Source organism: Xanthobacter flavus, from assembly GCF_017875275.1.
Classification (GTDB): Bacteria; Pseudomonadota; Alphaproteobacteria; order Rhizobiales; family Xanthobacteraceae; genus Xanthobacter; species Xanthobacter flavus_A.
The window spans coordinates 420,303-443,862 of record NZ_JAGGML010000001.1 but is presented as its reverse complement, the minus strand read 5'-3'; the positions used below and the strand labels follow the sequence as shown (position 1 = coordinate 443,862).

Annotated in this window: 23 protein-coding genes; 12 read left to right on the top strand and 11 right to left on the bottom strand. The window is 67.4% G+C overall.

The genetic code is table 11. The annotated features are described in order from the left end of the window. The first annotated feature begins 55 nt into the window (after window positions 1-55). A complete protein-coding gene (locus J2126_RS02165; RefSeq protein WP_209483535.1) occupies window positions 56-709 on the top strand; it encodes a GNAT family N-acetyltransferase in 654 nt (217 codons plus the stop codon). A gap of 265 nt (window positions 710-974) precedes the next feature. Here J2126_RS02165 and J2126_RS02160 read toward each other — a convergent pair whose 3' ends face one another. From J2126_RS02160 to J2126_RS02145, 4 genes are all read right to left on the bottom strand, one after another. Next, entirely contained in the window at window positions 975-2,777 is a 1,803-nt protein-coding gene (locus J2126_RS02160; RefSeq protein WP_209483533.1) for a methanol/ethanol family PQQ-dependent dehydrogenase, read from the bottom strand. A 127-nt stretch (window positions 2,778-2,904) separates the two neighbouring features. Beyond that, window positions 2,905-3,888, bottom strand: a complete 984-nt coding sequence (locus tag J2126_RS02155; RefSeq protein ID WP_209483532.1) for a Bug family tripartite tricarboxylate transporter substrate binding protein — start codon at window positions 3,886-3,888, stop codon at window positions 2,905-2,907. A 98-nt stretch (window positions 3,889-3,986) separates the two neighbouring features. Continuing rightward, window positions 3,987-5,159 carry a DUF2778 domain-containing protein gene (locus J2126_RS02150; protein ID WP_245327181.1) on the bottom strand — a complete coding sequence of 391 codons (1,173 nt, stop codon included), beginning with the start codon at window positions 5,157-5,159 and terminating at the stop codon, window positions 3,987-3,989. Window positions 5,160-5,582: 423 nt separating this feature from the next. Next, a complete protein-coding gene (locus J2126_RS02145) occupies window positions 5,583-6,209 on the bottom strand; it encodes a TetR/AcrR family transcriptional regulator (RefSeq protein WP_209489762.1) in 627 nt (208 codons plus the stop codon). Window positions 6,210-6,607: 398 nt separating this feature from the next. On the opposite strand from J2126_RS02145, the gene J2126_RS02140 reads away from it, so the two are divergent. The 9 genes from J2126_RS02140 (at window position 6,608) to J2126_RS02100 (ending at window position 15,770) form a co-directional block, all read left to right on the top strand. Beyond that, window positions 6,608-7,465, top strand: coding sequence for an FAD binding domain-containing protein (locus J2126_RS02140; RefSeq protein ID WP_209483528.1), 858 nt, complete (start codon window positions 6,608-6,610; stop codon window positions 7,463-7,465). An 8-nt stretch (window positions 7,466-7,473) separates the two neighbouring features. Then, on the top strand, window positions 7,474-7,962 hold the full coding sequence (locus J2126_RS02135; RefSeq protein WP_209489760.1) for a (2Fe-2S)-binding protein: 489 nt from the start codon (window positions 7,474-7,476) through the stop codon (window positions 7,960-7,962). Further along, window positions 7,959-10,352, top strand: coding sequence for a xanthine dehydrogenase family protein molybdopterin-binding subunit (locus tag J2126_RS02130; RefSeq protein ID WP_209483527.1), 2,394 nt, complete (start codon window positions 7,959-7,961; stop codon window positions 10,350-10,352). Before J2126_RS02135 ends, J2126_RS02130 begins: the two co-directional genes overlap by 4 nt. Before the next feature lie 43 nt (window positions 10,353-10,395). After that, window positions 10,396-11,643, top strand: coding sequence for an ABC transporter substrate-binding protein (locus J2126_RS02125; RefSeq protein WP_209483525.1), 1,248 nt, complete (start codon window positions 10,396-10,398; stop codon window positions 11,641-11,643). A 246-nt stretch (window positions 11,644-11,889) separates the two neighbouring features. Next, window positions 11,890-12,762, top strand: a complete 873-nt coding sequence (locus J2126_RS02120; RefSeq protein WP_209483523.1) for a branched-chain amino acid ABC transporter permease — start codon at window positions 11,890-11,892, stop codon at window positions 12,760-12,762. A 30-nt stretch (window positions 12,763-12,792) separates the two neighbouring features. Next, entirely contained in the window at window positions 12,793-13,767 is a 975-nt protein-coding gene (locus J2126_RS02115) for a branched-chain amino acid ABC transporter permease (RefSeq protein WP_209483521.1), read from the top strand. Window positions 13,768-13,795: 28 nt separating this feature from the next. Next, entirely contained in the window at window positions 13,796-14,548 is a 753-nt protein-coding gene (locus tag J2126_RS02110; RefSeq protein WP_209483519.1) for an ABC transporter ATP-binding protein, read from the top strand. After that, window positions 14,541-15,242, top strand: coding sequence for an ABC transporter ATP-binding protein (locus J2126_RS02105; protein ID WP_209489759.1), 702 nt, complete (start codon window positions 14,541-14,543; stop codon window positions 15,240-15,242). Before J2126_RS02110 ends, J2126_RS02105 begins: the two co-directional genes overlap by 8 nt. Before the next feature lie 54 nt (window positions 15,243-15,296). Then, window positions 15,297-15,770 (top strand): CoxG family protein, encoded by a 474-nt coding sequence (locus J2126_RS02100; RefSeq protein WP_209483517.1) that lies wholly within the window; start codon window positions 15,297-15,299, stop codon window positions 15,768-15,770. 51 nt (window positions 15,771-15,821) lie between these two features. On the opposite strand, the gene J2126_RS02095 is transcribed toward J2126_RS02100, so the two are convergent. Continuing rightward, window positions 15,822-16,169, bottom strand: coding sequence for an ArsC family reductase (locus J2126_RS02095; RefSeq protein ID WP_209483515.1), 348 nt, complete (start codon window positions 16,167-16,169; stop codon window positions 15,822-15,824). Between the two features lie 154 nt (window positions 16,170-16,323). Here J2126_RS02095 and J2126_RS02090 point away from each other — a divergent pair, with 154 nt between their 5' ends. Further along, entirely contained in the window at window positions 16,324-16,620 is a 297-nt protein-coding gene (locus J2126_RS02090) for a DUF6166 domain-containing protein (RefSeq protein ID WP_209483513.1), read from the top strand. Between the two features lie 79 nt (window positions 16,621-16,699). After that, complete coding sequence (locus J2126_RS02085) at window positions 16,700-17,512, top strand: GntR family transcriptional regulator (protein WP_209483511.1); 813 nt, start codon at window positions 16,700-16,702, stop codon at window positions 17,510-17,512. A 153-nt stretch (window positions 17,513-17,665) separates the two neighbouring features. Here J2126_RS02085 and J2126_RS02080 read toward each other — a convergent pair whose 3' ends face one another. From J2126_RS02080 to J2126_RS02055, 6 genes are read right to left on the bottom strand one after another with little or no spacing between them, the layout of a single operon-like run. Continuing rightward, on the bottom strand, window positions 17,666-18,775 hold the full coding sequence (locus tag J2126_RS02080; RefSeq protein ID WP_209483510.1) for a zinc-binding dehydrogenase: 1,110 nt from the start codon (window positions 18,773-18,775) through the stop codon (window positions 17,666-17,668). A gap of 3 nt (window positions 18,776-18,778) precedes the next feature. Continuing rightward, window positions 18,779-19,501, bottom strand: a complete 723-nt coding sequence (locus J2126_RS02075; protein ID WP_209483508.1) for an ABC transporter ATP-binding protein — start codon at window positions 19,499-19,501, stop codon at window positions 18,779-18,781. Continuing rightward, on the bottom strand, window positions 19,495-20,301 hold the full coding sequence (locus tag J2126_RS02070; RefSeq protein WP_209483506.1) for an ABC transporter ATP-binding protein: 807 nt from the start codon (window positions 20,299-20,301) through the stop codon (window positions 19,495-19,497). The genes J2126_RS02075 and J2126_RS02070 overlap by 7 nt, the downstream gene beginning before the upstream one ends. 3 nt (window positions 20,302-20,304) lie before the next feature. Then, a complete protein-coding gene (locus J2126_RS02065) occupies window positions 20,305-21,336 on the bottom strand; it encodes a branched-chain amino acid ABC transporter permease (protein WP_245327180.1) in 1,032 nt (343 codons plus the stop codon). Continuing rightward, a complete protein-coding gene (locus J2126_RS02060; RefSeq protein ID WP_209483504.1) occupies window positions 21,333-22,214 on the bottom strand; it encodes a branched-chain amino acid ABC transporter permease in 882 nt (293 codons plus the stop codon). The genes J2126_RS02065 and J2126_RS02060 overlap by 4 nt, the downstream gene beginning before the upstream one ends. A 10-nt stretch (window positions 22,215-22,224) precedes the next feature. Further along, entirely contained in the window at window positions 22,225-23,499 is a 1,275-nt protein-coding gene (locus J2126_RS02055; RefSeq protein ID WP_209483502.1) for an ABC transporter substrate-binding protein, read from the bottom strand. Window positions 23,500-23,560: the final 61 nt, after the last annotated feature.

Sequence of the window (23,560 nt, the reverse complement as noted above, 5' to 3'; positions counted from 1 at the left end):
GGCTTGCCCGGCTGAGCATCCTGCCCCGCATGGAGATTGGCTCGGGCGCAACCTGATGTGGCTGTCCGCACTCTTCCCCTTCCCGGCCGAGCCCCTCCCCGCCATCGAGGGGAAGGGGGTCTATCTGCGCGTGCCGCAGATGCGGGATTTCATGGCTTGGCGGAACCTGCGCGACATCAGCCGCGGCTTCCTCACGCCGTGGGAGCCCCTGTGGCCGGCCGATGACCTCACCCGCGGCGCCTATCGCCGCCGCCTGCGGCGCTACGCCCGCGACATGGTGACGGACGAGGCCTATCCGCTCTTCATCTTCCGCCGGGTGGACGACGAACTCGTCGGCGGCCTCACCCTCTCCAACGTGCGGCGCGGCGTGTGCCAGGCGGCGAGCCTCGGCTACTGGATGGGGGCGCCCTATGCCGGGCAGGGCTATATGCGCGCGGCGGTGACGGCGCTGCTGCCGGTGGCCCACGACGTGCTGCACCTGCGTCGGGTGGAGGCGGCCTGCATGCCATCCAATCAGGCCTCCATCCGCCTGCTGGAAAGCTGCGGCTTCACCCGCGAGGGCTATTCGCGGGAATATCTCTGCATCAACGGCTCATGGGAGGACCATATCCTCTTCGCCCGCCTGAAGAGCGATCCCATCAGCCGGCTCCTGCCGCGCGGAGAAGCCCTCGCCACCCGCTTGAGCAGGGTGCCGCCCGCCGCGCAGTAGGGCGGCGCGGGCGGGCATGACGGTTGTTTGATGGGATGGACGGCTTTTGCATCCGCGCGCCGAAGGAACTCCCTCTCCCCTTGCGGGAGAAGGGAAACTGGGAGCTGTCATCGCCCGGCTCGTCCGGGCGATCCACTGTTGGGCGGGTTCGGGTTTCCGGTCAGCGCTCCGGCGGAGGGGTGGATCGCCCGGACGAGCCGGGCGATGACGGGCGGATGATCCGGGGCGAGACGCCCTGCGGCGATGCTTTCAGACCGCGCCGCCCTCACTCCCCCCTCGGCAGGGCGAACACAGTCAGCTGGCCGCCCAGCGCCGTATACTGGTTCAGCGCCGCATAGGCCTCGTTGGCGCCGGAGCCGTCGCCGGGGTCGCTGAGGCCGGCAGCGAGGCCGATGCCGGCCCAGCCGCCGACGCCCGAGAGCACGGCCACATATTGCCGGCCGCCCTGCATGAAGGTGGTGACGTTGCCGACGATGCCGGAGGGCGTCTTGAAGCGGTAGAGCTCCTGCCCCGTCTTCGCATCCACCGCCTTCAGCCAACCTTCGAGCGTGCCGTAGAAGACAACACCCCCCGCCGTCGCCAGCGCCCCCGACCAGACCGAGAACAGCTCCGGCTTCGACCACACAGCCGCGCCCTTCAGCGCATCCCACGCCACAAAGGCGCCCGTGCTGCCGTCCGTGCCGGGGGCGGGGTGCATGGCGAGGGTGGCGCCCACATAGGGCTGGCCGGGCACGTAATCCACGTGGAACGGCTCGTAATCCATGCACATGCGGGTGACGGGCACGTAGAACAGGCGGGTCTGCGGCGAGAAGGCCGCCGGCTGCTGGTTCTTGGCGCCGAGCGAGGAGGGGCAGATGCCGGTGTAGGTGACATCCTCGCCGTCTCGCTCGGTGGAAAAAGCGGGATCGCGCTTCGGCCGGCCATAGGCGGGGCTGGCGGGGTCGAGATCGATGCCGGTCGCCCAGTTGGCCGTCGTCTCGTATTTCCCGGCGCGAATCAGGGCGCCCGTTTCCCGGTTCAGGGTGTAGGCGAAGCCGTTGCGGTCGAAATGGGTGAGGAGCGGCGTGGGCTTCCCGTCCACCTCCTGCTCGGTCAGGATCATCTCGTTGACGCCGTCATAGTCCCACTCGTCGTGGGGGGTCATCTGATAGACCCAGCGGGCGACACCGGTGTCCGCGTCGCGGGCGATGATGGTGTCGGACCATTTGTTGTCGCCCGGCCGCTGGGTGGGGTTCCAGGTGGCGGGATTCGCTGTGCCGTAATAGACGAGGTTCAGCTTCGGATCGTAGGCGAACCAGCCCCAGGTGGCGCCGCCACCGATCTTCCACTGCTCGCCGGACCAACTCTTCAGTGATGAGTCTCGGCCCACAGGCCGGCCCAGCTCCGTGGTCTTCTCCGGATCGAACAGCATGTCCGCATCCGGCCCGGTGCTGTAGGCGCGCCAGACGAGGTGGCCGTCCTTCAGATCATAAGCGGAGAGATGTCCGCGCACGCCGGCCTCGGCGCCGGAGATGCCGACGATGAGCTTGTCCTTCACCGGCATCACGGTGGCGGTGTTGGAGGCGCCGAGCGCCGGGTCGCCGTTCGCCACCGACCAGCGCTTCGTGCCCGTCTTCGCATCGAGCGCCACGATGGTGGTGTCGGCCTGATGCAGGAAGATAAGGCCGTCCGCATAGGCGAGGCCGCGATTGACGAGATCGCAGCACATCACCGCCGCCACGTCCTTCTTCTGGCGTGGCTCGTATTTCCACAGGATGCGGCCGTCGTTCTTCAGGTCGAGGGCGTAGACCACATTGGGAAAGGGGGTGTGGACATACATCACGTCCCCCACCACCAAGGGCGCGCCCTCATGGCCCCGAAGCACGCCGGTGGAGAAGGTCCAAGCCACCTGGAGGCGGCCGACATTGGCGGTATCGATCTGCTTCAGCGGGGAATAGCGCGTGTTGGCGTAGTCCACCGTCTGCAACACCTGCTCCGCGCCGGCGGCGGTGCGCCTGAGCACGTCGTCGTTGGCGTGGCCGGCGGTCGGCAGAAGGGCGAGGAGGAGGGCGGGCAGCAGGCGTGGCATCGGCAATGGATGGGTCCGGGTGTCGTGACGCAAAACAGGCGCGGAGGTGCCCCCCGCGCCTGCAGCATCCTCATCCCCGCCCGAAGGCGCAACCGCGCCGCAGGGGCAGGCTGGCCCTTCGGTTCGACTACTCGTTCACCGACGCGCCGGACGCCTTGACCACCGGGCCCCATTTGGCGATTTCGGCCTTCACATGGTCGGCGAGCTGGGCCGGGGTGGAGCCGACCGCAACGGCCGACAGGTCGGCGAGGCGCGCCTTCACCGCGGGGTCCGCCACCGCTTCCGCGCCGGCCTTGGCGAGAATGTCGATATAGGCCTGCGGGGTACCGGCGGGCGCGAAGATCGCGTTCCAGCTGTAGGTCTCGTATCCGGGCAGGCCCGATTCCGCGACGGTCGGAATCTCCGGCGCGGCCGGCGAACGCTCCTTGGTGGTCACCGCGAGCCCGATGACGCCACCCTTGCGGATCTGGCCGATGGACGACGGCAGATTGTCGAACATGATCTTCACCTGACCGCCCACCACGTCGAGCAGCGCCGGCCCGGCGCCCTTGTAGGGCACATGCACCATCTTGGTGCCGGACATGCTCTCGAACAGGGCGCCCGACAGGTGCAGCGGCGTCCCGATGCCGGACGAGGCGTAGTCGTACTTGTCGGGGTTGGCCTTCAGCAGGTCGATCAGCTCCTTCACCGTCTTCACGTTCAGCGACGGATTGACGACGATGACGTTGGGCACGTTGACCAGCAGGGACACCGGCGCGAAGTCCTTCACCGGGTCGTAGGGCATCTTCACATAGAGGGCGGGATTGATGGCATGGGTCGCGACCGTGCCCATCAGCACGGTGTAGCCGTCCGGTGCAGACCGGGCCACCGCCGCAGCGCCCGCATTGCCGCCCGCGCCCGCGCGATTCTCGACGATCACCTGCTGCTTCAGGATCTCGCTCATCTTGGCGGCGATGATGCGGGCAACGATGTCGGTGGAGCCGCCGGCGGCGAAGGGCACGACAAGGCGGACGGGCCGGTCCGGATAAGTCTGCGCCGAGGCGGTCGCGGTCATGGCGGCGAAGCCGATGGCCGCGGCAGATACCAGTCTCGTCAGGAATTTAAAGCTCATAGGTGCGTTCCTCCGCACCCCTTATAGCCCGAGATGGGCTCGGCCTTAAGTCCTCTTGACCCAAGGTGATACCCTTGGTGAAGGCACCCGCGCCGCCGTCAGTCCTTCGGCTTCAGGAAGGACAGGAGGAAATTCTCTTCGCGCTTCGGACCGTTCTTCAGCTCGGCCACCACGACCATTTTCTTGACCTCGCCCCGCTTAAAGGCGGCGAGGAAGCGGCCGTAGTCCTTGATGGAGACGCAGCCGTTGGAATCGCCACGCGGACCAAGGAGATAGGGATGCGCGAGGATGCCCGTGCGGCCATACATCCTGCCCGTTCCGACCGGGTTGAGGCGCACCGCCTCTGTTCCATGGAACAGCGATTCGCGCATGGTCAGCTGGTAGGTGTTGGGCGGGGTGGGGCCCACCATGCGCTTGTTGACGGCACGGATGTCGTCGAAGGTATCGCCGTAGCCCGAATGGGCCTCCAGCCGATCCCCGTTCGGCATGTAGACCACCTTGGCCTTGATATCGTAGATGGCATAGCCGCTGCCGGCGGAGGGCAGGGCCGGCTCATCCTCGGACAACGGGGTCGGGGTATCCGGCGTCGGAGCCTGGCTGCCTGGGACTGCGGAGGGCGCGTCCGTGAGCGAGGCGTCGGGAAGAGAGGCGTACGCTAGGCGCTGGGTCGGCATGGCCGGCTTGCGCAGGGGCAGGGGCACCGCACCCTGATCGAACTGTTCCAGGGCCTTTATTCCGTCCGCCGCCGCGACCTGGTTGCGGTTCAGCGGATTGGCCATGGGCAGCGGCACGACGCGGCCGGTGAGGCGCTGGGAATTGTCGGAAGGCTCTGCCGTGGCGGCGAAGGACCGGCCATCGGCGGCGACGTTGGTGAGGTAGATGCTTGAGGCATCGACGCCCAGAGACCCGGAGCCGACGACGAGGGAAATCTCCGTCACGGTCGCGCCGGCGGCCGCCATGCTCAGCTCGCGCACCACGGGGCGCTGCGATACCTGAGGCGGCGGCGCGGAGACGCCGAATGCGAACGAGCCCTGCGAATACCAGACCGCTCCAGCGGCAACCAGCAGCCCGGCGACAATCCCGGTGCCGATGCCGACGAGCGTGCCGCGGCGGGAGAGCCCTTCGGGACGCGGATCGCCAGCGTGGGGATCGTAGTCCGAGGCGTCGACCTCTTCCTCGTGAATATGGGGCGTCCAGTGCCAGTCGGCCCGGTCATGCCAGTCGGCGTGGGGATCGGCCTCGTCGCGGTCCCACTCACCGTGTTCACGCAAACCGGCATCATGGTCCCCGCGTGCGTGCTGGTCGCCCGCGTGGTCCTGCCAAGCCGCGAATTCCTGACGGTCCGAGTGCCTCATGGTCCCCGCTATCAGCGCTGCCGGTCGCTGCCGGCTCCGTTCGTCCATCCCAGGGTCCTTCGGTCTACCGCACCGCACAAGCCATACCCGGTTCGGATCATCTCCGACCGACCACCGCCCGGAACGCCGCGCCCGCGCGGCCCCGCCGCACAGTCCCTCCAGCCCTGCAAACCTGCCGAAATTCGGTTTCTTTTCCCTTTACGCCCCTCGCTAGACCAGATCACGACGGCGAGAACAAGGCCGATCGCACGGAAACTTTACCAAGCGACGCCCGCTTTGGCGAGGGGGCCAGATGACCTTGCGTGAGCCAGCGTTGCCTAAGGCCGCGCTTGCAATCATTCAGGAATCGGCTTGCGCGAGGATGTCCGTCAGCACGGGCGCGACGCCGGCCCGGAAGGCGCGTACGGCGTCTCTCACCACGGGATCGAGATTCTCCGGGGTTGTGGTCCCGTACACATAGCGGCGGATGGCGAGATAGAAGATGCGCCCGTGCAGCCCCCAGAACAGCTCCGCCTCGCGCTCGCTCACGGGAGTCTCGCTCGGGGGCGGCAGCTTCAGCTCTGCGCGCAACTCGGCGCAGGCCGGTAAAATGATCTGGTCACGGACGATGGTGAGATAGCGGCTGGTGATGTCGAACGACTTCAGGCCCGAGAACGCGAAGATCCGCACCCAGTGGTAATCGAAAACCTTCTCGACATATTCGAGATAGAATTGGGTGAGCCGGGCTTCCAGCGGCATCGATCGGTCCGTCACCAGCGCCGCCCAGTCCGCCTTCCAGCGGCTGAGATAGACGTGCTCGTACACCCGCTCGATGAGCGCTTCCTTGGAAGGGATGTAGCGATAGATGGCGGAATGGGTAATTCCCATCCGCTTCGCCAGTTCGCGGGTCTGACCCTCGAACCCGTGCTCGGCGAAGAAGCGGACGGCTTCCTCGATGATCGCCTGCTCGCGATCCGCCGCGCGCATGTGCTGGCGGCGGCGGGCGGGCGGAGTCGGCTTCGGGTCGGGAGGGGGCTTCAAGGCTCGTCCGTTCGGCGCATGGGCCGGGCGCCCACCATTCCTGCGATAGCGCAAGCGCTCCGTGTCACCAAGGGCTTCCGATCACAGGAGGGAGTCGGCGGCGGTTGGCCGCGCTGCACGGGCCGGGCGAGAAGGTGCAAGTCGAGGAAAAGAAGAGAGGTATGTTTAATCCTATATACATATGGGAATAGCGTTGTGATGCATTGCAAAATCGGCATCGCGGCGGGCACGCCCCAAGTTCACCGACATTCGCGCGGCAGCACTATTGACAGGAAGATGGGCCTGAGATCATGTTGTGACCAAGTGGTCACAAAAATGAAGCCACGAGAACCGGGAGGACTGCCTTGAAAGCCCGCGCTTTCGCCTATGCGCGTCCCTCATCCCTTGCCGAAGCGCATGCCGCCTTCGACGGGGCCGATGGGGACGCGAGCTATATCTCCGGCGGCCAGAGCCTCGTGCCGGCGCTGGCGATGCGGCTTCAGGCGCCGCAGGTTCTCATCGACCTCTCCGCGATTCCCGAGATGCGCGGCATCCAGCTTGAGGGGGAGAGCCTGCGCATAGGTGGCCTCACCCGCCACGCCGAAACGCTGACCGAGCCGCTCATCCGCGCCCATGCGCCGTTGCTGGCGGCCGCTGCGCCCTTCGTCGCCCATCCCGCCATCCGCAATCGCGGCACGGTCGGCGGCAGCGTGGCGCTGGCCGATCCGGCGTCAGAATTCCCCGCGATGATGCTGGCCATGGGCGCGGAGATGGAGATTTCCGGCGCGTCCGGGCTTCGGCGCGTCCCGGCGGACGATTACTTCCAGGATCTCTACCAGACGGCGATGGTGCCCGGTGAAATCCTCGTGGCGCTGCATGTGCCGGCTGCCGGTCCGCGCCATGTCTGGGCCTTCGATGAGATGGCACGCCGGCGCGGCGATTACGCCATGGTCGGTGGCGGCGTTCTCGCCGAGCGCGACGGGGCAGTGATCGCGAACCCGCGCATCGCTCTTTTCTCGGTTGGTCCGACGCCGGTGCGCGCCCGCAATGCTGAGGCCGAGATCGCCGGCAAGGCGCTCGACGCCGACGCCATCGCCGCGGCCCAGCGCGCGCTTGATGCGGACATCGACCCGCTCGACGACGCCGAAATCCCCGCCGCCATGCGCCGGCACCTCGCCCGCGTGCTGCTGGGCCGTCTGCTGCGCAAGCTGGAGACCTGCTGATGAACATGATGGCGGGCGCCGTCCCCCTCACGCTCACCGTCAACGGCGTGGAAACCGCGCGCATGGTCGCGCCGCGCACGACGCTGGCGGACTTCCTGCGCACGGACCTCGAACTCACCGCCACCCATGTGGGCTGCGAGATGGGCGCGTGCGGTGCCTGCCTCGTGCTGCTGGACGGCGTTCCCGTCCATTCCTGCCTCGTCTTCGCCGTTCAGGCGCAGGGCCAGCGCGTCGAGACGGTGGAGGGGCTGGTGGCCAGCGGCGCGCTGGCGCCGCTCCAGCAGGCGTTTCACGAGCGCAACGCGCTGCAATGCGGCTTCTGCACGCCGGGCATGCTGGTGAACGCCCATGCCCTGATCACGAAAGGCACGGTGCCGGATCGCGAGGAAATTCGCGACGCCATTTCCGGCAATTACTGCCGCTGCACCGGCTATGAGGCTATCGTGGACGCCATTGAGGCCGCCGCCCGCAAGCTGAACGGGGAGGGCGCGGAATGAACGCGCCGTTCGATCGTCCCCTCGGCGCCGCGCCCCATCTCCAGCCGGGCGTCCATGTGGGCCGTCCGCTGCCGCGCCCCAATGCCAAGAGGCTCGTGGCCGGGCGGGGCAATTACGTCACCGACATGAAGCTGCCGCGCATGCTCCATGCGGCCTTCGTGCGCTCGCCTTTCGCCCATGCGCGCATTCTGCGCATCGATGTGGAGGCCGCGCGCGCGGCGCCCGGTGTCGCGCTGGTGGCGACGGGCGAGGACCTTGCGAAGCTCTGCACGCCATGGGTCGGCACGCTCGATCATTTCAAGGGCATGAAGTCCGAGCCCCAGCTCCCGCTGCCGCTCGATCGCGTGACCTGGAGCGGGCAGGCGGTGGTGGCCGTGGTGGCGGAAAGCCGTGCCGCTGCCGAGGATGCCTGCGAGCTGGTGGAGATCGAATTCGAGGATCTTCCCATCCTCGCCGATCTCGACACCGCGCTCGCGCCCGATGCGCCGCGTCTCGTCGAGGGCTTCGCCGACAATCTGTGCTTCCGTTCTTCGCTGGAAAGCGGCGCGGTCGACGATCTTTTCGCCTCTGCCGCGCATGTCGTGGAGGCGGATCTCGCCTTCGGCCGCCATACCGGCGTGACGCTGGAGCCGCGCGCGCTCATCGCCGATTACGATGCCAGCGTGCACGCGCTCACCGTCCACCACGGCACCCAGACGCCGTTCCAGTTCCAGGATCTCTATTCGCGGCACTACGGCATTCCGGAGGGCCGGGTGCGCGTTGCGGCCCCGGATGTCGGCGGCTCCTTCGGTGTGAAGCTGCACGTCTATCACGAGGACATGGCGGTTATCGGCCTGTCCATGCTGGCTCGCCGGCCGGTGAAATATGTGGCCGACCGGCTGGAGGCCTTCGTCTCCGACATCCATGCCCGCGACCATCGCGTGAAGGCGAAGGCGGCAGTGGGGGCGGACGGCCGGATCCTCGCCATGGCGGTGGAGGACGAGACCGCCATCGGCCCCTTCTCCACCTATCCCCGCACCAGCGCGGTGGAGGGCAACCAGGTCATCCGCCTCATCGGCGCGCCCTATCGGCTGGAGGCCTATCGCGCCGACCTGAAGGTGGTGTTCCAGAACAAGACGCAGACCAGCCAGTATCGCGCCGTCGGCCATCCCATCGCCTGCGCCGTGACCGAGCATCTGATGGAGAAGGCGGCGGCCGCGACTGGCCTCGACCCGTTCGAGGTGCGCGCGCGCAACCTCATTCCGGACGATGCCTATCCCTGCCAATCGCTCACAGGCTACAAGTTCGAGCAACTCTCCCACGAGGCCTGCCTCGCCAAGCTCAAGACGCTGATGGATTACGATCGCCTGCGCGCCGAGCAGGCGGAGCTGCGCGCCCGCGGCATCCATCGTGGCATCGGCATCGCGGCTTTCGTGGAGATCACCAATCCCACGCCCGCCTTCTACGGCATCGGCGGCGCGCGCATCTCGGCGCAGGATGGGGCGGTCATCCAGATCACCCCCTCCGGCGAGGTGCGCTGCCTCATCTCGGTGACGGAGCAGGGGCAGGGGACGGAGGCCATCATCGGCCAGATCGTCGCCGATTATCTCGGCGTCTCGCGCGACATCGTGCGCGTCATCACCGGCGACACCGAGGTAACGCCCCATGGCGGTGCGACCTGGGCCTGCCGTGGTGCCGGCATCGGCGGCGAGACGGCGTTGCAGGCGGCGCGGAAGCTCAAGGCCAACGTGCTGAACGTTGCCGCCGCCATCCTCCAGGCGCAGCCGGACGACCTCGATCTCGTCGATGCCGAGGTGGTGGACAGGGCCGGCGGCACCGCGCGCCTCAGCCTCGCCGAGGTGGCGCGCATCGCCTATTTCCGCTCCGACACGCTGCCCCCGGGCACCGATGCCCAGCTCACGGTGGCGCATCATTTCGCTCCGTCCGGCTATCCCTTCGCTTTCACCAACGGCATCCACGGCTGCCATGTGGAGGTGGATACGGAGACGGGGCTCGTCAAAATCCTGAAGCACTTCGTGGTGGAGGATTGCGGCCGTATCATCAACCCGCTCCTGGTGGAGGAGCAGGTGCGCGGCGGCGTCGTGCAAGGGCTTGGCGCCGCCTTCTTCGAGGAATGCCGCTACGACGATGCGGGCCAGCTCGTGAACGGCTCGCTGGCCGATTATCTCGTGCCGATGTCCTGCGAGATGCCGGACATCGTCATCGCCCACATGGAAACGCCGACCCGCGACACCGAGCTCGGCGCCAAGGGCTGCGGGGAGGCGGGCACCGCCGCTTCGTCCGCCGCCGCGCTCAATGCCGTCAACGACGCGCTCGCGCCGCTCAACGCCGAGCTGACCCAGATTCCCATGACCCCCGCGCGCATCCTGAAAGCGCTCGGCGCCTACTGACGACCGCCCACAGCCAAAAAACAAGACTCACCGGGAGGATTTCATGACCAAGCGCACCGACCATCCCCTCTCCAGCGTATCCCGCCGCACCGTGCTCGCCGGCCTCGGCGCCGCGGGCGTCGGCCTCATCGCCTCGCCGGCCATCGTGCGCGCGCAGGCCGAAGCCATCCGCATCGGCTTCCCCACCCCGCTCACCGGACCTTTCGGCGCTGAGGCGAAGGACCAGGTGAAGAGCGCGGAACTCGCCGTGAAGCTCGTCAACGACAAGGGCGGCATCGCCGGCCGCAAGGTCGAGCTGCTGGTCCGCGACGACAAGCTGAACGCCGGCGAGGCCGCCACCCGCACCCTTGAGCTGATCGAGAAGGACAAGGTGCATGCGGTGGTCGGCGCGCTCTCCAGCGCCGTCCAGCTTGCGGTGAACGAGGTGACGCGCGCCCGTGGCGTCATCTACGTCTCCATCAGCCAGTCCGACACCATCAACGAGGTGAAGGACTTCTCGAAATACACCTTCCACGAGGCGCTGAACCCGCACATGACCACGGCCGCGGTGGCGCGGGCGACCTTCAAGAAGGGCTCGAAGGTGGTCCTGCTGGGCGCCGACTACGCCTATGGCCATGAGATGATGCGCGGCTTCAAGCGCGCGGCCGGCGAATTGGGCGCCGAGATCGTCGGCGAGATCCTGCATCCGTTCGGCGCGGCGGATTATTCCACGCTGATGCCGCGCATCCGCGCCCTCAAGCCGGACATCCTGGCCATCTGCAACTTCGGTCGCGATCAGGCCAACTCGATCAAGCAGGCCAACGACTTCGGCATGAAGAAGCAGATGCAGATCGTGGTGCCCGTGCTGCTGCACAACCAGCGCATCGCGGTGGCGCCCGACGTGTTCGAGGGCATCATCGGCGGCGCCAACTATTATTGGGCGCTGGAGAGCACCATTCCCTCCGCCAAGGCCTTCAACGACGCCTACAAGGCGGCCTATGGCTCCCTGCCCACGGACTACGGTGCCTATGGCTTCACTGGTGTTTCGGCCCTGCTGCTGGCCATGGCGAAAGCCGGCGGCACAGACACGGACAAGGTGATCGAGGCGCTGGAAGGCCTGAAGTATGACGTGGCCAAGGGTCCGCAATACTTCCGCAAGTGCGATCACCAGTCGGTGCAGTCGGTGCTGGTGCTGAAGTCCAAGGCCAAGGCCGACATGAAGAGCGAGCAGGACCTGTTCGACATCGTGGAGAACGTCCCCGGCTCGGAGCAGATGCTGCGCTCCTGCGGCGAGCTGGGCTTCCCGACCTGAGGATTTTTTCCTTCTCCCCGCCATCAAACTCCCTCTCCCCTTGCGGGAGAGGGTCGGGGTGAGGGGTGTGCCGCCGTCGGGCCGGATACTGGCGTTGGCGAAAGCACTCCTGCCCCCTCAACCTCCAGCCCCTCTCCCGCCCGACCTCGGCTGTTGCCGAGTTCGGCTCGCGAAAGTCGAAGTCGGCAACAGCCGACTTCGAAGGGAGAGGGGAGAAGATGCCCCGTCCGCCCCGAGAGACGCCCGATGGACCTTGAACTCATCCTCATGCAGCTGTTCTCCGGGCTCGCCCTCGGGGCGATCCTGGTGATGGTCGCCCTCGGGCTCACCATCGTGTTCGGCATGCTCGGCATCGTGAATTTCGCCCATGGTGCCCTATTCATGGTGGGTGCCTATGCGGGGCTGTGGATCGCCGCGCAGACGGGAAGCTTCTGGTGGGCGCTCATCGTCGCGCCCATCGCCGTGGGCGTGCTCGGCATGCTCATCGAGCGCTTCCTGATCCGGCCGCTCTATGGCCGCACGCCGGATGACCCGCTGCTCCTCACCTTCGGCCTCGGCTACGTGCTGGTGGAGACCGTGCGCATCACCTTCGGCACGGACGGCATCCCGTTCTCCGCGCCCGACGCCCTGCAGGGCGTGGTGGACCTCGGGGTCGGCTATTTCCCCATCTACCGGCTGTTCGTGGTCGGCGTGGTGGCGGTCATCCTGCTGCTGCTCTGGGTGGCGCTGGAGAAGACGCGCTTCGGCCTCATCGTACGGGCCGGCGCGCGCGATCCGCTCATCATGAAGGTGCTGGGGGTGGACGTGAGCCGGCTTTGGCTGCTCGTGTTCGGCCTCGGAGTGGGCCTCACCGCGCTCGGCGGCGTCCTGGCGGCCCCCATGCGCAACGTGAGCCCGGAGATGGGCACGCTGGTGCTGGCGGAGGCCTTCGTCGTCACCGTCATCGGCGGCATGGGCTCGCTGCTCGGCGCGGTGGTGGCCGGGCTGCTGGTGGGTGTCGCGGTGAGCATGACCGCGCTGTTCGCTCCCGAGATGGCGACCATCGTCATGTTCGGCCTGATGGCCCTCATCCTCCTCGTCCGACCGCAGGGCCTGTTCGGCCGGCCGGCGGGCGCCTGACGGAACCGGCGCGTGAACGGAGACGACCCCATGACCACAACCGACCTCGCCGCCGGGCAGGCCGTGGCGCCGCGCACGCTGCCGAAGGCCGGCGCCGCGCTGGACCGCTGGCGCGTGCCGCTCACCATCGCCGTGCTGGCGGTGCTGCCCTTCGTGCTGCCCTCCCAGGCGCTGGCGGTGAACGTGCTGATCTACGGCCTGTTCACCGTGGGCTTCAACCTGCTGTTCGGCTACACGGGCCTGCTCTCGTTCGGCCATGCGGCTTTTTTCGGTGCGGGCGCCTATCTCACCGGAATGTCGATCGCGCATTTCGGCTTCGGCTGGTTCCCCGCCATGCTCACGGGCATCGTCGGCGCGAGCCTGCTCTCGGCGGTGATCGGCGCGCTCTCCATCCGCACCCGCGGCATCTATTTCTGCATGGTGACCTTGGCGCTGGCGCAACTCGTCTATTACGTCGCGCTCCAGGCCTCCGGCTGGACCGGCGGCGAGAACGGTCTGCGCGGCTTCACCGTGGCGAAGGCCGACCTGATCGGCGGCTTCTCGGTGAACCTCCTGAACCCGCTGGCGAAGTACTATTTCATCATGTTCTTCGCCGCGCTGGCGCTGTGGTTCGTCTCGCGGGTGCTGAACTCACCCTTCGGCGCGGCCATCGAGGCGGTGCGCGAGAACGAGACCCGCGCCCGCGCCTGCGGCTTCGATGTGGAGCGCACCAAGCTCCTGTCCTTCGTCCTCTCCGGCGGCCTGTGCGGCCTCGCCGGCACGCTCTCGGCGCTGCACCTTTCCATCGTGCCGCTCGATGCCTTGAGCGTCCACACCTCGTCCATCGTGGTGATGATGACGATGCTGGGCGGCGCCGGCTCCTTCTTCGGGCCGTTCGTGGGGGCGCTGGTGTTCCTGCTGATCGAGGATGTCGCCTCGCTGTGGACCTCCCACTGGCAGCTCATCGTCGGCATCGTCTTCATCCTGTTCGTGCTGTTCCTGCCCAAGGGCATCTGGGCAGCCTGATCCAGATCGTGCGCCGCAGGAGGGCGTCATGAGCGCGCTGATGGAAGTGACGGACGTGGGCCGCTCCTTCGGCGGCTTCGTCGCCCTTGCCGGCATCTCGGCCAGCTTCGAGCGGAACAAGGTCACGGCCGTGATTGGCCCGAACGGTGCCGGCAAGAGCACGTTCTTCAATGTGCTGTCCGGCGTGCTTCAGCCGTCCACGGGCTCCATCCGCTTCAAGGGACAGGAGCTGAAAGGGCTGAAGCAGCACCGCTTCGCCCACCTCGGCATCGCGCGCTCCTACCAGATCACCAACCTCTTCCCCGAGTTGTCGGTAGAGGAGAACGTGCGGGTGGCCGCGCAGGCGCTGAAGACGCGCTATGACGTGTTCAGCCATCGCGACCGCTACCCGGAGCTGGTGCAGAAGGCGGATGCGGCCCTTGCCGAAGTCGGCCTCACCCATCGCCGCGCCCGTCGCGCCCGCGACCTCGCCCATGGCGAGCAGAGGGCGCTGGAGATCGCCATCGCGCTGGTCGCGGACCCCGAGCTGCTGCTGCTGGACGAGCCGACCGCCGGCATGGGCCCGGAAGAGACCAAGGACATGGTGGCGCTCATCGAGCGCCTCGCGGCGGACCGCACCATTCTCCTCGTCGAGCACAAGATGAAGATGATCCTCGGCCTGTCGGACCGGATCCTCGTGCTGCATCACGGCCGGCTCATCGCCGACGGCACGCCGGCCGCCGTGCAGGCCGATCCGGAAGTCCGCCGCGTCTATCTGGGGCAGAACGATGGCTATGCTTGAGGTCCAGAAGCTCAACGCCTGGTACGGGCCGAGCCATGTCGTCCACGACCTGACGTTCAAGATCGAACAGGGCGAGATCGTTGCCCTCGTCGGCCGCAACGGCGCGGGCAAGACCTCCACCCTGCGCGCCATCATGGGGCTGATGCCGCGCGCGGAAGGGCGGGTGACGTTCGACGGCACGGACTTGCTCCCGCTCGGCGCCCACGCCCGGTTCCGCCTCGGCCTCGGCTATGTGCCGGAGGAGCGGCGCATCGTTCCCGGCCTCAGCGTGCGGGAGAACCTGCAACTCGGCCTCGTCGCCGCCGCCCGCACGGATGAGCGGGAGGCGATCGACGAGATCGCCAAGAGCTTTCCGCGCCTCAAGGAGCGGCTGGAGCAGCAGGGAACCACCATGTCCGGCGGCGAGCAGCAGATGCTCGCCATCGCACGCGCCATCATCTCGAAGCCAAAGATGGTGCTGCTTGATGAGCCATCGGAAGGCATCATGCCGGTTCTGGTGGAGGAGATGGGCGTGCTCTTCCGGCGCCTGAGGGATCAGGGCACGACCCTGCTGCTGGTCGAGCAGAACGTCGAGTGGGCGCTCAATCTGGCGAGCCGCGCCATCATCATCGACCAGGGCGAGCTGGTGCATCAGTCGAGCGCTGCTGAACTCCTCGCCGACAAGGACATCCAGGACCGCTATTGTGCGGTCTGAGCGGCGCCGCCTCAGACCGGCACGCGCGAACGAGAACAAGGGGAGGACCATCCCGTGGAACTGACCGGCGAGTATCGCATCAGCGCCCCGCGCGAGACCGTGTGGAAAGCCATCCTCGATCCGGAGGTGCTCAAGCGCTGCATCCCGGGCTGCAAGGAGCTGGAGCAGACCGGTGACAATGCCTATGCCGCCAAGGTGCAGGTGAAGGTGGGGCCGGTATCCGCCACCTTTTCCGGCTCGGTGGAGCTGACCGATATGGAGGCGCCCGCCGGCTGCCGCATCGTCGGGCAGGGCAATGGGGGCATCGCCGGCTTCGCCAAGGGCGAGGCCAAGGTGTCGCTGGCGGAGGATGGCGCCGACACCATCCTCACCTACGTCGCTGATGCGCAGATCGGCGGCAAGCTCGCCTCCCTCGGCGGACGCCTCGTGCAGGCGACCGCGAAGAAGCTGTCCGACCAGTTCTTCACCAGCTTCGCCGATGCGCTGAATGCGCCGGTGGAGACGCCTCCGGCGGCAGAGGCATCCTGAGGGCGGGAGCGATCGGGAGGCCGGCGCCGACCGGCCTCATCTCGCCGCGCGTCACTTTATGTGCGCCGCATACTCCTCCGGCTTGAAGCCGACGATCAGGTCGCGCCCGTGCTCGAGCACCGGGCGCTTGATCATGGACGGATGCGCCAGCATCAGCGCCAGCGCCTTGGCCTCGTCGATGTCCGCCTTGTCGGCATCCGGCAGCTTTCTGAAGGTAGTGCCGGCCCGGTTGAGCAGCTTCTCCCAGCCGACCTTCTTCGCCCATCCCTGTAGAGTCTTCGCATCAATGCCCGCCGACTTGTAGTCGTGGAAGGCATAGGCGACGCCCTGATCGTCCAGCCAGGATCGGGCCTTCTTCATGGTGTCGCAGGCCTTGATGCCATAGATCGTCGTCGTCATCGCAATCCCCCGTCTGAAAGCGCCGACCTTACCCCAGTGCGTGCCGCCGCGCGTGCAGCTTTCGCGTCGCAGGGTCGTTGAATGCCGTCTGCTGCTCATGTAACATATCAGTGCAATCCCAATTGGACGGGCAATGACAGGCAGGGCAGGACGCATGAAGACCTATCGGGGAGATCGCACCATCGACGGCATCGCGGTGACGGTGGACGGCAAGCCGCTGCCCCAGCGCACCGACATCGCCAAATTGAGCAGCGACGGCTTCGAATGGAGCTATGAGGGGCAGGCCCCCGCGCAACTCGCGCTTGCGCTTCTCGCCGACCATCTCGGCGACGACAGGCGCGCCTATGCGCTGCATGACCAGTTCATGCGCGACGTGGTGGCGAATTTCGCCAACGAATGGGAGATGACCTCCGACGACATCGCCGCCGCCATCCATCGCGTCGCAGCCTGAGCCAAAGGACGCCCCAACGCTTGACGGCGGTGAGCGAATCCGTCGTCACATTTTTATTGACGGCACAGGAGCGGGCGGCATGGCGAAGGCGGTGTCCAAGGTGGTGTCCAGGGCGCCGGTCAAGCGCCAGAAGCGGCAGGCGGCTCTGGGCGACGCCGATGCGGGACTGGACCTCCTGCTCGAGCCGCTGCGCGAGACCCGCAAGGAGCCCCGGGCCCCGGCCCGGCGGTCTCGTCGCGAGGAGGCGCCGGCGGAAGATGCAAGCCTCACCGACCGGGCCTATCGCATCCTTGAGGAATTGATCGCGACCCTCCAGCTTCCCCCCGGCGCGGTGCTTTCCGAACTCACCCTGTCGGATCGCCTGAAGATCGGCCGAACGCCCATCCGTGAGGCACTGCAACGGCTTGCACGGGATGGGCTGGTGGTGGTGCTGCCGCGCCGCGGCGTGCTCGTATCGGACATCAATCTGCGCACCCAGCTCCGCCTGCTGGAGGTGCGGCGGGTGCTGGAGGTGCTGATGGCGGGCCTCGCCGCCGAGCGCGCTACGTCCGAGGAACGGGACGCCTTCGCCGAGATCGCCGGCTCCATGCGGCAGGCGGCCGAAGTGGAGGACGACCTCGCCTTCATGCGCCTCGACCGGCGCTTCAATCTCCTCATGGCGCAGGCCTCGCGCAATGAGTTCGCGGTGCGCTCCATGGGCCTCATGAACGCCCTGTCGCGCCGCTTCTGGTATCAGCACTATAGGGAAGTGGCGGACCTGCCGCTCGCGGCCCGGCTGCACGCCGAGGTGGCCGAGGCGGTGGCCCGCCGCGACCGCAAGGGGGCCGAGACGGCGGCCTCCAACCTCGTGGATTACATCGAGGACTTCGCCCGCAAGACGCTGGATGCGTGAGGGGGCTCCCCTCTCCCCTTGCGGGAGAGGGGCCGGGGGTGAGGGGTGGTGCTGACGCATTCCGTGCATCGGGGCGAAGGGAGAGATACCCCTCACCCCAGCCCTCTCCCGCAAGGGGAGAGGGAGTCTCAAGGGGTGGGGCGGCCGCCCGCCTCAGAACAGCACCACGCTGCGGATGGTCTCGCCCGCTTTCAGCGCGGCGAAGCCCCCATTGATCTCCTCCAGCGCGATGCGGCGGGAGATGAGCCTCTTGAGATCCAGCCGGCCCGCGAGCGCGGCGCGCGCCAGGAACGGGAAGTCGCGGGCGGGCCGGGCGCCGCCGTAGGAGACGCGGCGGATGCGCTTTTCCGCCATCAGCGAACCCCAGCGGAACGACACGTCCTTCGTCACGTCGATCTTGCCCAGCCAGATCACCTCGCCGCCCGGCCGCACCGCCTCCACCGTCGTGCGGAAGGCGATGGGGCTGCCGGCGGATTCCAGCACCACGTCCGCCCCGCGACCACCCGTGAGGGCGCGGGCGGCCTCCACCACGTCGCCGGTGCGGGCATTCACCGTGTGGGTGGCACCCATGGTGCGGGCGAGGGCGAGCTTGGCGTCGTCGAGATCTGCCGCAAGGATCGTCTCAGCACCTGCCAACCTCGCACCTTGTACGGCAGCCAGCCCCACGGCACCGCAGCCGATGACAAGCGCTGTGTCGCCCGGCCCGATATGGGCGACGTTCAGCGCCGCGCCGACGCCGGTCATGATCCCGCAGCCGATGAGGCAGGCCTCCTCGAACGGCAGATCCTTCGGCACGGGAACGGCCTGCTGGTCGGCGACGATGCAGTATTCCCCGAAGGCGCCGAGAAACATGAGGTTGCCCAGCTCACGCCCGTCCGCGAGCCGCGCTTTGGCGGCGCCGTCGAAGGCGCGCGCCTTCGGGCCTTCGGCGAGATAGCCCTCGCACAGGATGGGCAGGGAGCGGTCGCAATAGAAGCAGTGGCCGCAATGGGGATTCCAGGAGAGCACCACATGGTCGCCCTTGCGGACGCCCTTGGCCTCACGCCCGACGTCTTCCACGATGCCCGCCGCCTCATGGCCGAGCACGATGGGCATGGGATAGACCAGCCCGCCCTCGATCACCTCCAGATCAGTGTGGCAGAGCCCGGCCGCCTTGATGCGGACGAGCACGTCCGACGGGCCGAGCGGGGCCGCCGCCACCGTCTCGATGGCGAGCGGCGTTTGCGGCGCGTGAAGCACCGCGGCACGATAGGTGAGGGGCATGGCTCAGGCGTGCTCCAGCTCCACCTCGCCGGCGATGACGCGCATGACCGCCTTGTCGCGGTGCGCCTCCGCCAGCGTGCCGGAGAAGATCATCTCGCCGCGCTCAAGCACGTAGAGGCGATCCACATAGTCCGGCAGGTGGTGGACGTTGGATTCCGCCATCAGCACCGCCTGCCCCATGGCGCGGATGGAGGCGATGCCTTCCGAGATCACCGGGATGATCGCCGGGGACAAACCCTCGAACGGTTCGTCCAGCAGGAGGAGGCTCGGATCGAGGGCGAGCGCGCGCGCCACCGAGACCATCTTGCGCTCGCCGCCCGAGAGCTGCGCGCCGCCCCGGTGCAGATACTGCCGCAGCTTCGGGAAGACGGTGAGGGAGCGCTCCACGCGATCCTTCTCCGACATCTTGGAGCGCCGCGTCCAGGTCGGCAGCTCCAGATTTTCCGCCACGGTGAGGTCGGCATAGACCTCCGATTCCTCCGGCGAGAAGCCCACGCCCATCTGCGCGATCTCGTGCGGCGCGCGGCCGACCAGCTCCTTGCCCGCGAAGCGGATGGAGCCGGCGGCGGGCTTGCGATAGCCCATGATGGAGCGGAACGTGGTGGTCTTGCCCGCGCCGTTGCGGCCGATGAGGCAGACGAGTTCGCCCGGCTCCACGGCAAGGTCGATGCCGGACAGGATGCGGCTGCCGGCGATATCAACCTTGAGGCCCGAAATGCTCAGCATGGGCGGATCTCCTGAACGGCCGGCTTCTGGGTCATCTTCGGCGGGCGCGTGCCCACCACGGCAGCGATGAGGGCGGGATCCTTGAAGAAGGTCTCCGGCTTTTCGTCCGCCAGCACCGTGCCCGCCTGGAGCGCGACAATGCGGTCCGAGTAGCGGGCGACGAGATCCATGTCGTGCTCCACCTGGATGATGCCGCGCACGCCCGCCTTCCGCGAGGCAGCCACCAGCAGTTCCATGATGGCGTGCTTGTCGCCGGTGGAGACGCCGGAGGTGGGCTCGTCGATGAGGATCAGTTCGGGCTTGAGGGCGAAGGCGCTCGCCACGTCCAGCAGTTTTTTCTCGCCCTGGGAGAGGGCGCTCGCCTGCTGGTCCAGACGGTGGCGCAGGTTGAAGATGTCGGCCACCTCCTCCACGGCGTCACGCACCTCCCGGTCAGCGCCGAGGCTGCGGAAGGGGTTGCCGATGCGCCTGAGGCGGGAGGCGGCGGCGACCCCCAGCGTCTCGCGAACGGTGAGGGCGGGAAAGATGTTCACCAGCTGGAACCCCCGCGCCATGCCGCGGCGGGACAGCTCCACCGGGCCGATGCCGGCGATGTCCTGCCCGCGGAAATGGACGTGCCCGGTTGTGGGCTTCAGGAGGCCAGTGAGCACGTTGACGAGGGTGGATTTGCCGGCCCCATTGGGGCCGACGATCGAGATGAACTCGCCGTCGTCCACATGCACCGAGACATTCCGGAGCGCGTGGAAGTCGCCGTAGCTCTTGGAGACCTGGTGGGCGGAGAGAAGGGCGTGAGATGCCATGGGTCAGCTCCCGCGCTTGAGGCGGGCGAAGGCGTCGCCGAACAGGCCGGCGATGCCTCGCGGGAAGAAGATGACGATGAGCACGAGAATTCCGCCCATCACGAACCGCCAGTACTGGGTGGCGGACATCACCGTGTCCTGCAGCAGCACAAAGGCGAGGCCGCCGACCACGGGACCGGCAAACGCGCTGGAGCCGCCCAGAACCGCCATGAAGACGAGGTTGCCGGACTGCGTCCAATAGACGATCTCTGGGTCTGCGAGGCCGATGGTGACGGCCAGGATCACCCCGCCGATGGCGCCGTAGACACCTGAGATGACATAGGCCGCGAGCCGCATCCGCGAGACCGTGACGCCGAGATAGGCCGCCTTCTGCGCATTCTCGCGGATGGCCGTGAGGTGCAGCCCGAAGGGCGAACGCACGATCCGCCACATGGCGTAGCCGAGCAGCGTGAGGAGGCCGAGGGCGTAGTAATAGAACGGGCCGGTGATGAAGGCCGTCTTGCCGCCCTCGAACTCCATGCCGAACAGGAGCGGGCGCATCACCCGCATGCCCTGATCGCCACCGGTGAGGCCGTAGAACTTGAACAGGATGGAGTGAAACAGCATGCCGAAGGCGAGGGTCAGCATGCCGAAGAAGATGCGCGTGTAGCGCACGCACAGGAAGCCCACCGGCACCGCGATGACCACCGCCGCCGCCACCGCAACGAGAAGAGTCAGCTCCAGCGAGCGGACGCCCAGCTTGGAGGTCATCACCGCCGCCGCATAGGCGCCGATGCCGAGGAACATGGCATGGCCGAAGGAGAGAAGGCCCGTGTATCCGAACAGGAGGTTGAAGCCGAGCAGCGCGATGGCGAAACCGAAGAAGGGCACCATCAGGGTGAGCATGTAGGTGGAGGCGACGAGGGGCAGGCCCGCCATCGCCACCACGATCACGAGGAAGGCAGCAAGGCCGCTGGGCCATCGCATGCCGGCGGCGGGGGCCGCCGCGGCGGCCGCGCGGGCGGCCGTGGGGGTGCCGAGGGTGGGCGTGCTCATGCCATTGCCTTTCCGAAGAGCCCGGCCGGCCGCAGGATGAGCACGGCGATGACGACCAGATAGATGGAGAGAATCTCGGCCTCGGGCAGAACCATGATGGCCGCTGCCCGGATCAGGCCGACGATGAGCGCCCCGGCGAGCGCGCCGCGCATGGAGCCGAGGCCGCCGATGACCACCACGGCGAAGGCTTCCACCACAAGCTCCACCGCCATGTCCAGCGAGGAGGCCGATGCCGGCACCACCAGCGCGCCGCCCACGGTGCCGAGCATGCAGCCCACCGTGAACACCGCGGCGAAGACGCGGGAGGAATTCACGCCGAGACCCTCGGTCATGTCCCGGTTCTCTGCCGTGGCGCGGATGATGCGGCCCGTGCGCGTCTTCTGGAGGAAGGCGCCGAGCGCCACCGCGATGGCGATGGAGGCGGCGATCACGAGGAGATTGTAGGTGGGCACCCTGAGGCCGAGGAACTCGGCCGTGCCGTAGGCGAGATAGGCGTTGTCCAGCGTCCGGGGCGTCGCGCCCCAGAAGAAGCGGAACACGTCCTGGAACATCAGGAGCAGGCCGAAGGTGAGGAGCAGCTGATAGCTCTCGTCCCGGCGATAGACGGTGCGCAGGATGCGTTCCACCGGCAGGCCGACAAGGCCGATGAGGAGCCCCGCGAGGATGAGCACCGGGAGAACGGTCCAGGCCGGAAAGCCCACGGCCGAGGCAAGGCCCACGGCCGTTATGCCGAAATAGGCGCCCAGCGCGTAGAACGAGCCGCAGGCGAGGTTGACGATCTTCTGCACGCCGAACACCAGCTGGAGCCCGGCGGCGACGAGGAAGAGAATGGCGGCGTGAAACACGCCGCCGAGGAGGACGTCGAGAAAGACGGTCACGCGGCGCTCCTCAGACGGGAAGCTTGGAGGTCTTGAGCCATTCCCAGAAGTCCACGCCCGGCGGCTTCTGGAGCTGGTCGGCGGTGAAGCTGTCCACCGTCCTCAGCGTCGGGAAGTCGTAGGAATTCTGGTTGGTGGACAGGCCCTGGTAGAAGGTCTGCTCGGCGATCTTGTCGGTGCGGAACTGGCCCGGACCGCCGAGGCTCTCGACCTTCTGCTTGGGGATCGAATCGATGATTTCATCGAGCTTCGGCCAGCGCCCGGTGGCCTTGGCCGCGGCCTCAACGCCGGCCTTGTAGGCGGCGAGCGCGAAATAGGCCCGGTCGGCCTCCCAGTGCGGGGCTTCCTTGTAGCGGCCCATATAGTCTTCGACGAACGCCTTCTGCAGCGCGGAAGCGTTCGGCAGCGCGAAGTAGAGCGTGTTGTGCCCGAACACGATGTTCTCGGGCATGAACTCCTTCTTCAGCTGGTTGATCTGCCAGCCGGCGGCGGGAAGGGCGAGGTTCACGCCCTCGAACAGGCCCGCGGCCGAGCCCTGCTTCATGAACACCGGCAGATCGGCGAACAGCATGGAGGAGAAGATGAAGTCCGGCTTGGCGGCCTTCAGCGCGGCGACATGGGAGGTGAGGTCCATGGTGCCGACCTTGGGCCACTGCTCGGCCACCACCTCCACCTCGACCCCGGCGCGCGCGAGGATCTGCCGGAAGGCCTCCCAGTTGTTGCGGCCGTAGGAATAGTCCGGATTGATGCCGGCGATCCGCTTGATCTTGCCCTTGAAGTATTTGATGGCGAGAAGCGAGGCCATCACCGCCTCGCATTCGTTGTCGGTGGAGCGGAAGACATAGCGCGACTTGGGCATGGCCTCCTTCACGCCGTCCTGCGTGGTGCCGTCCCACATCATGAGCAGCGCCTGCTCCTCCTCCGCCACCGGGGCGACGCCGAGCGACACGCCGGTGGAGATGAGGCCCTGGACGCAGTCCACCTTTTCCTGCAGGGCGAGGCGGCGGAAGCGCTCGATGGTGTCCTTCGGCGAGGTCTCCTCCTCGAACACCAGCTCGATGGGGCGGCCGGCGATGCCGCCGTCCTTGTTCATGCGCTCCGCCGCCCACTGCACCGCGCGGATGCCGCATTCGCCGACCGTGCCCATGGCGCCTGAGCGCGGCGCGAGAATGCCGATGCGCACCGGCTTCGACTGGGCGATGGCGGGGGAGAAAACCCCCGGAGCGGCGGCGGCGAGACCGGCAGCACCGATCCCCCGCATCAATGTGCGGCGAGAAATGTTCATTGGCGTCCTCCCCTAGGCGGGTCTCATGCCCGCCTTTGTGAACTGACATATCATAGATATG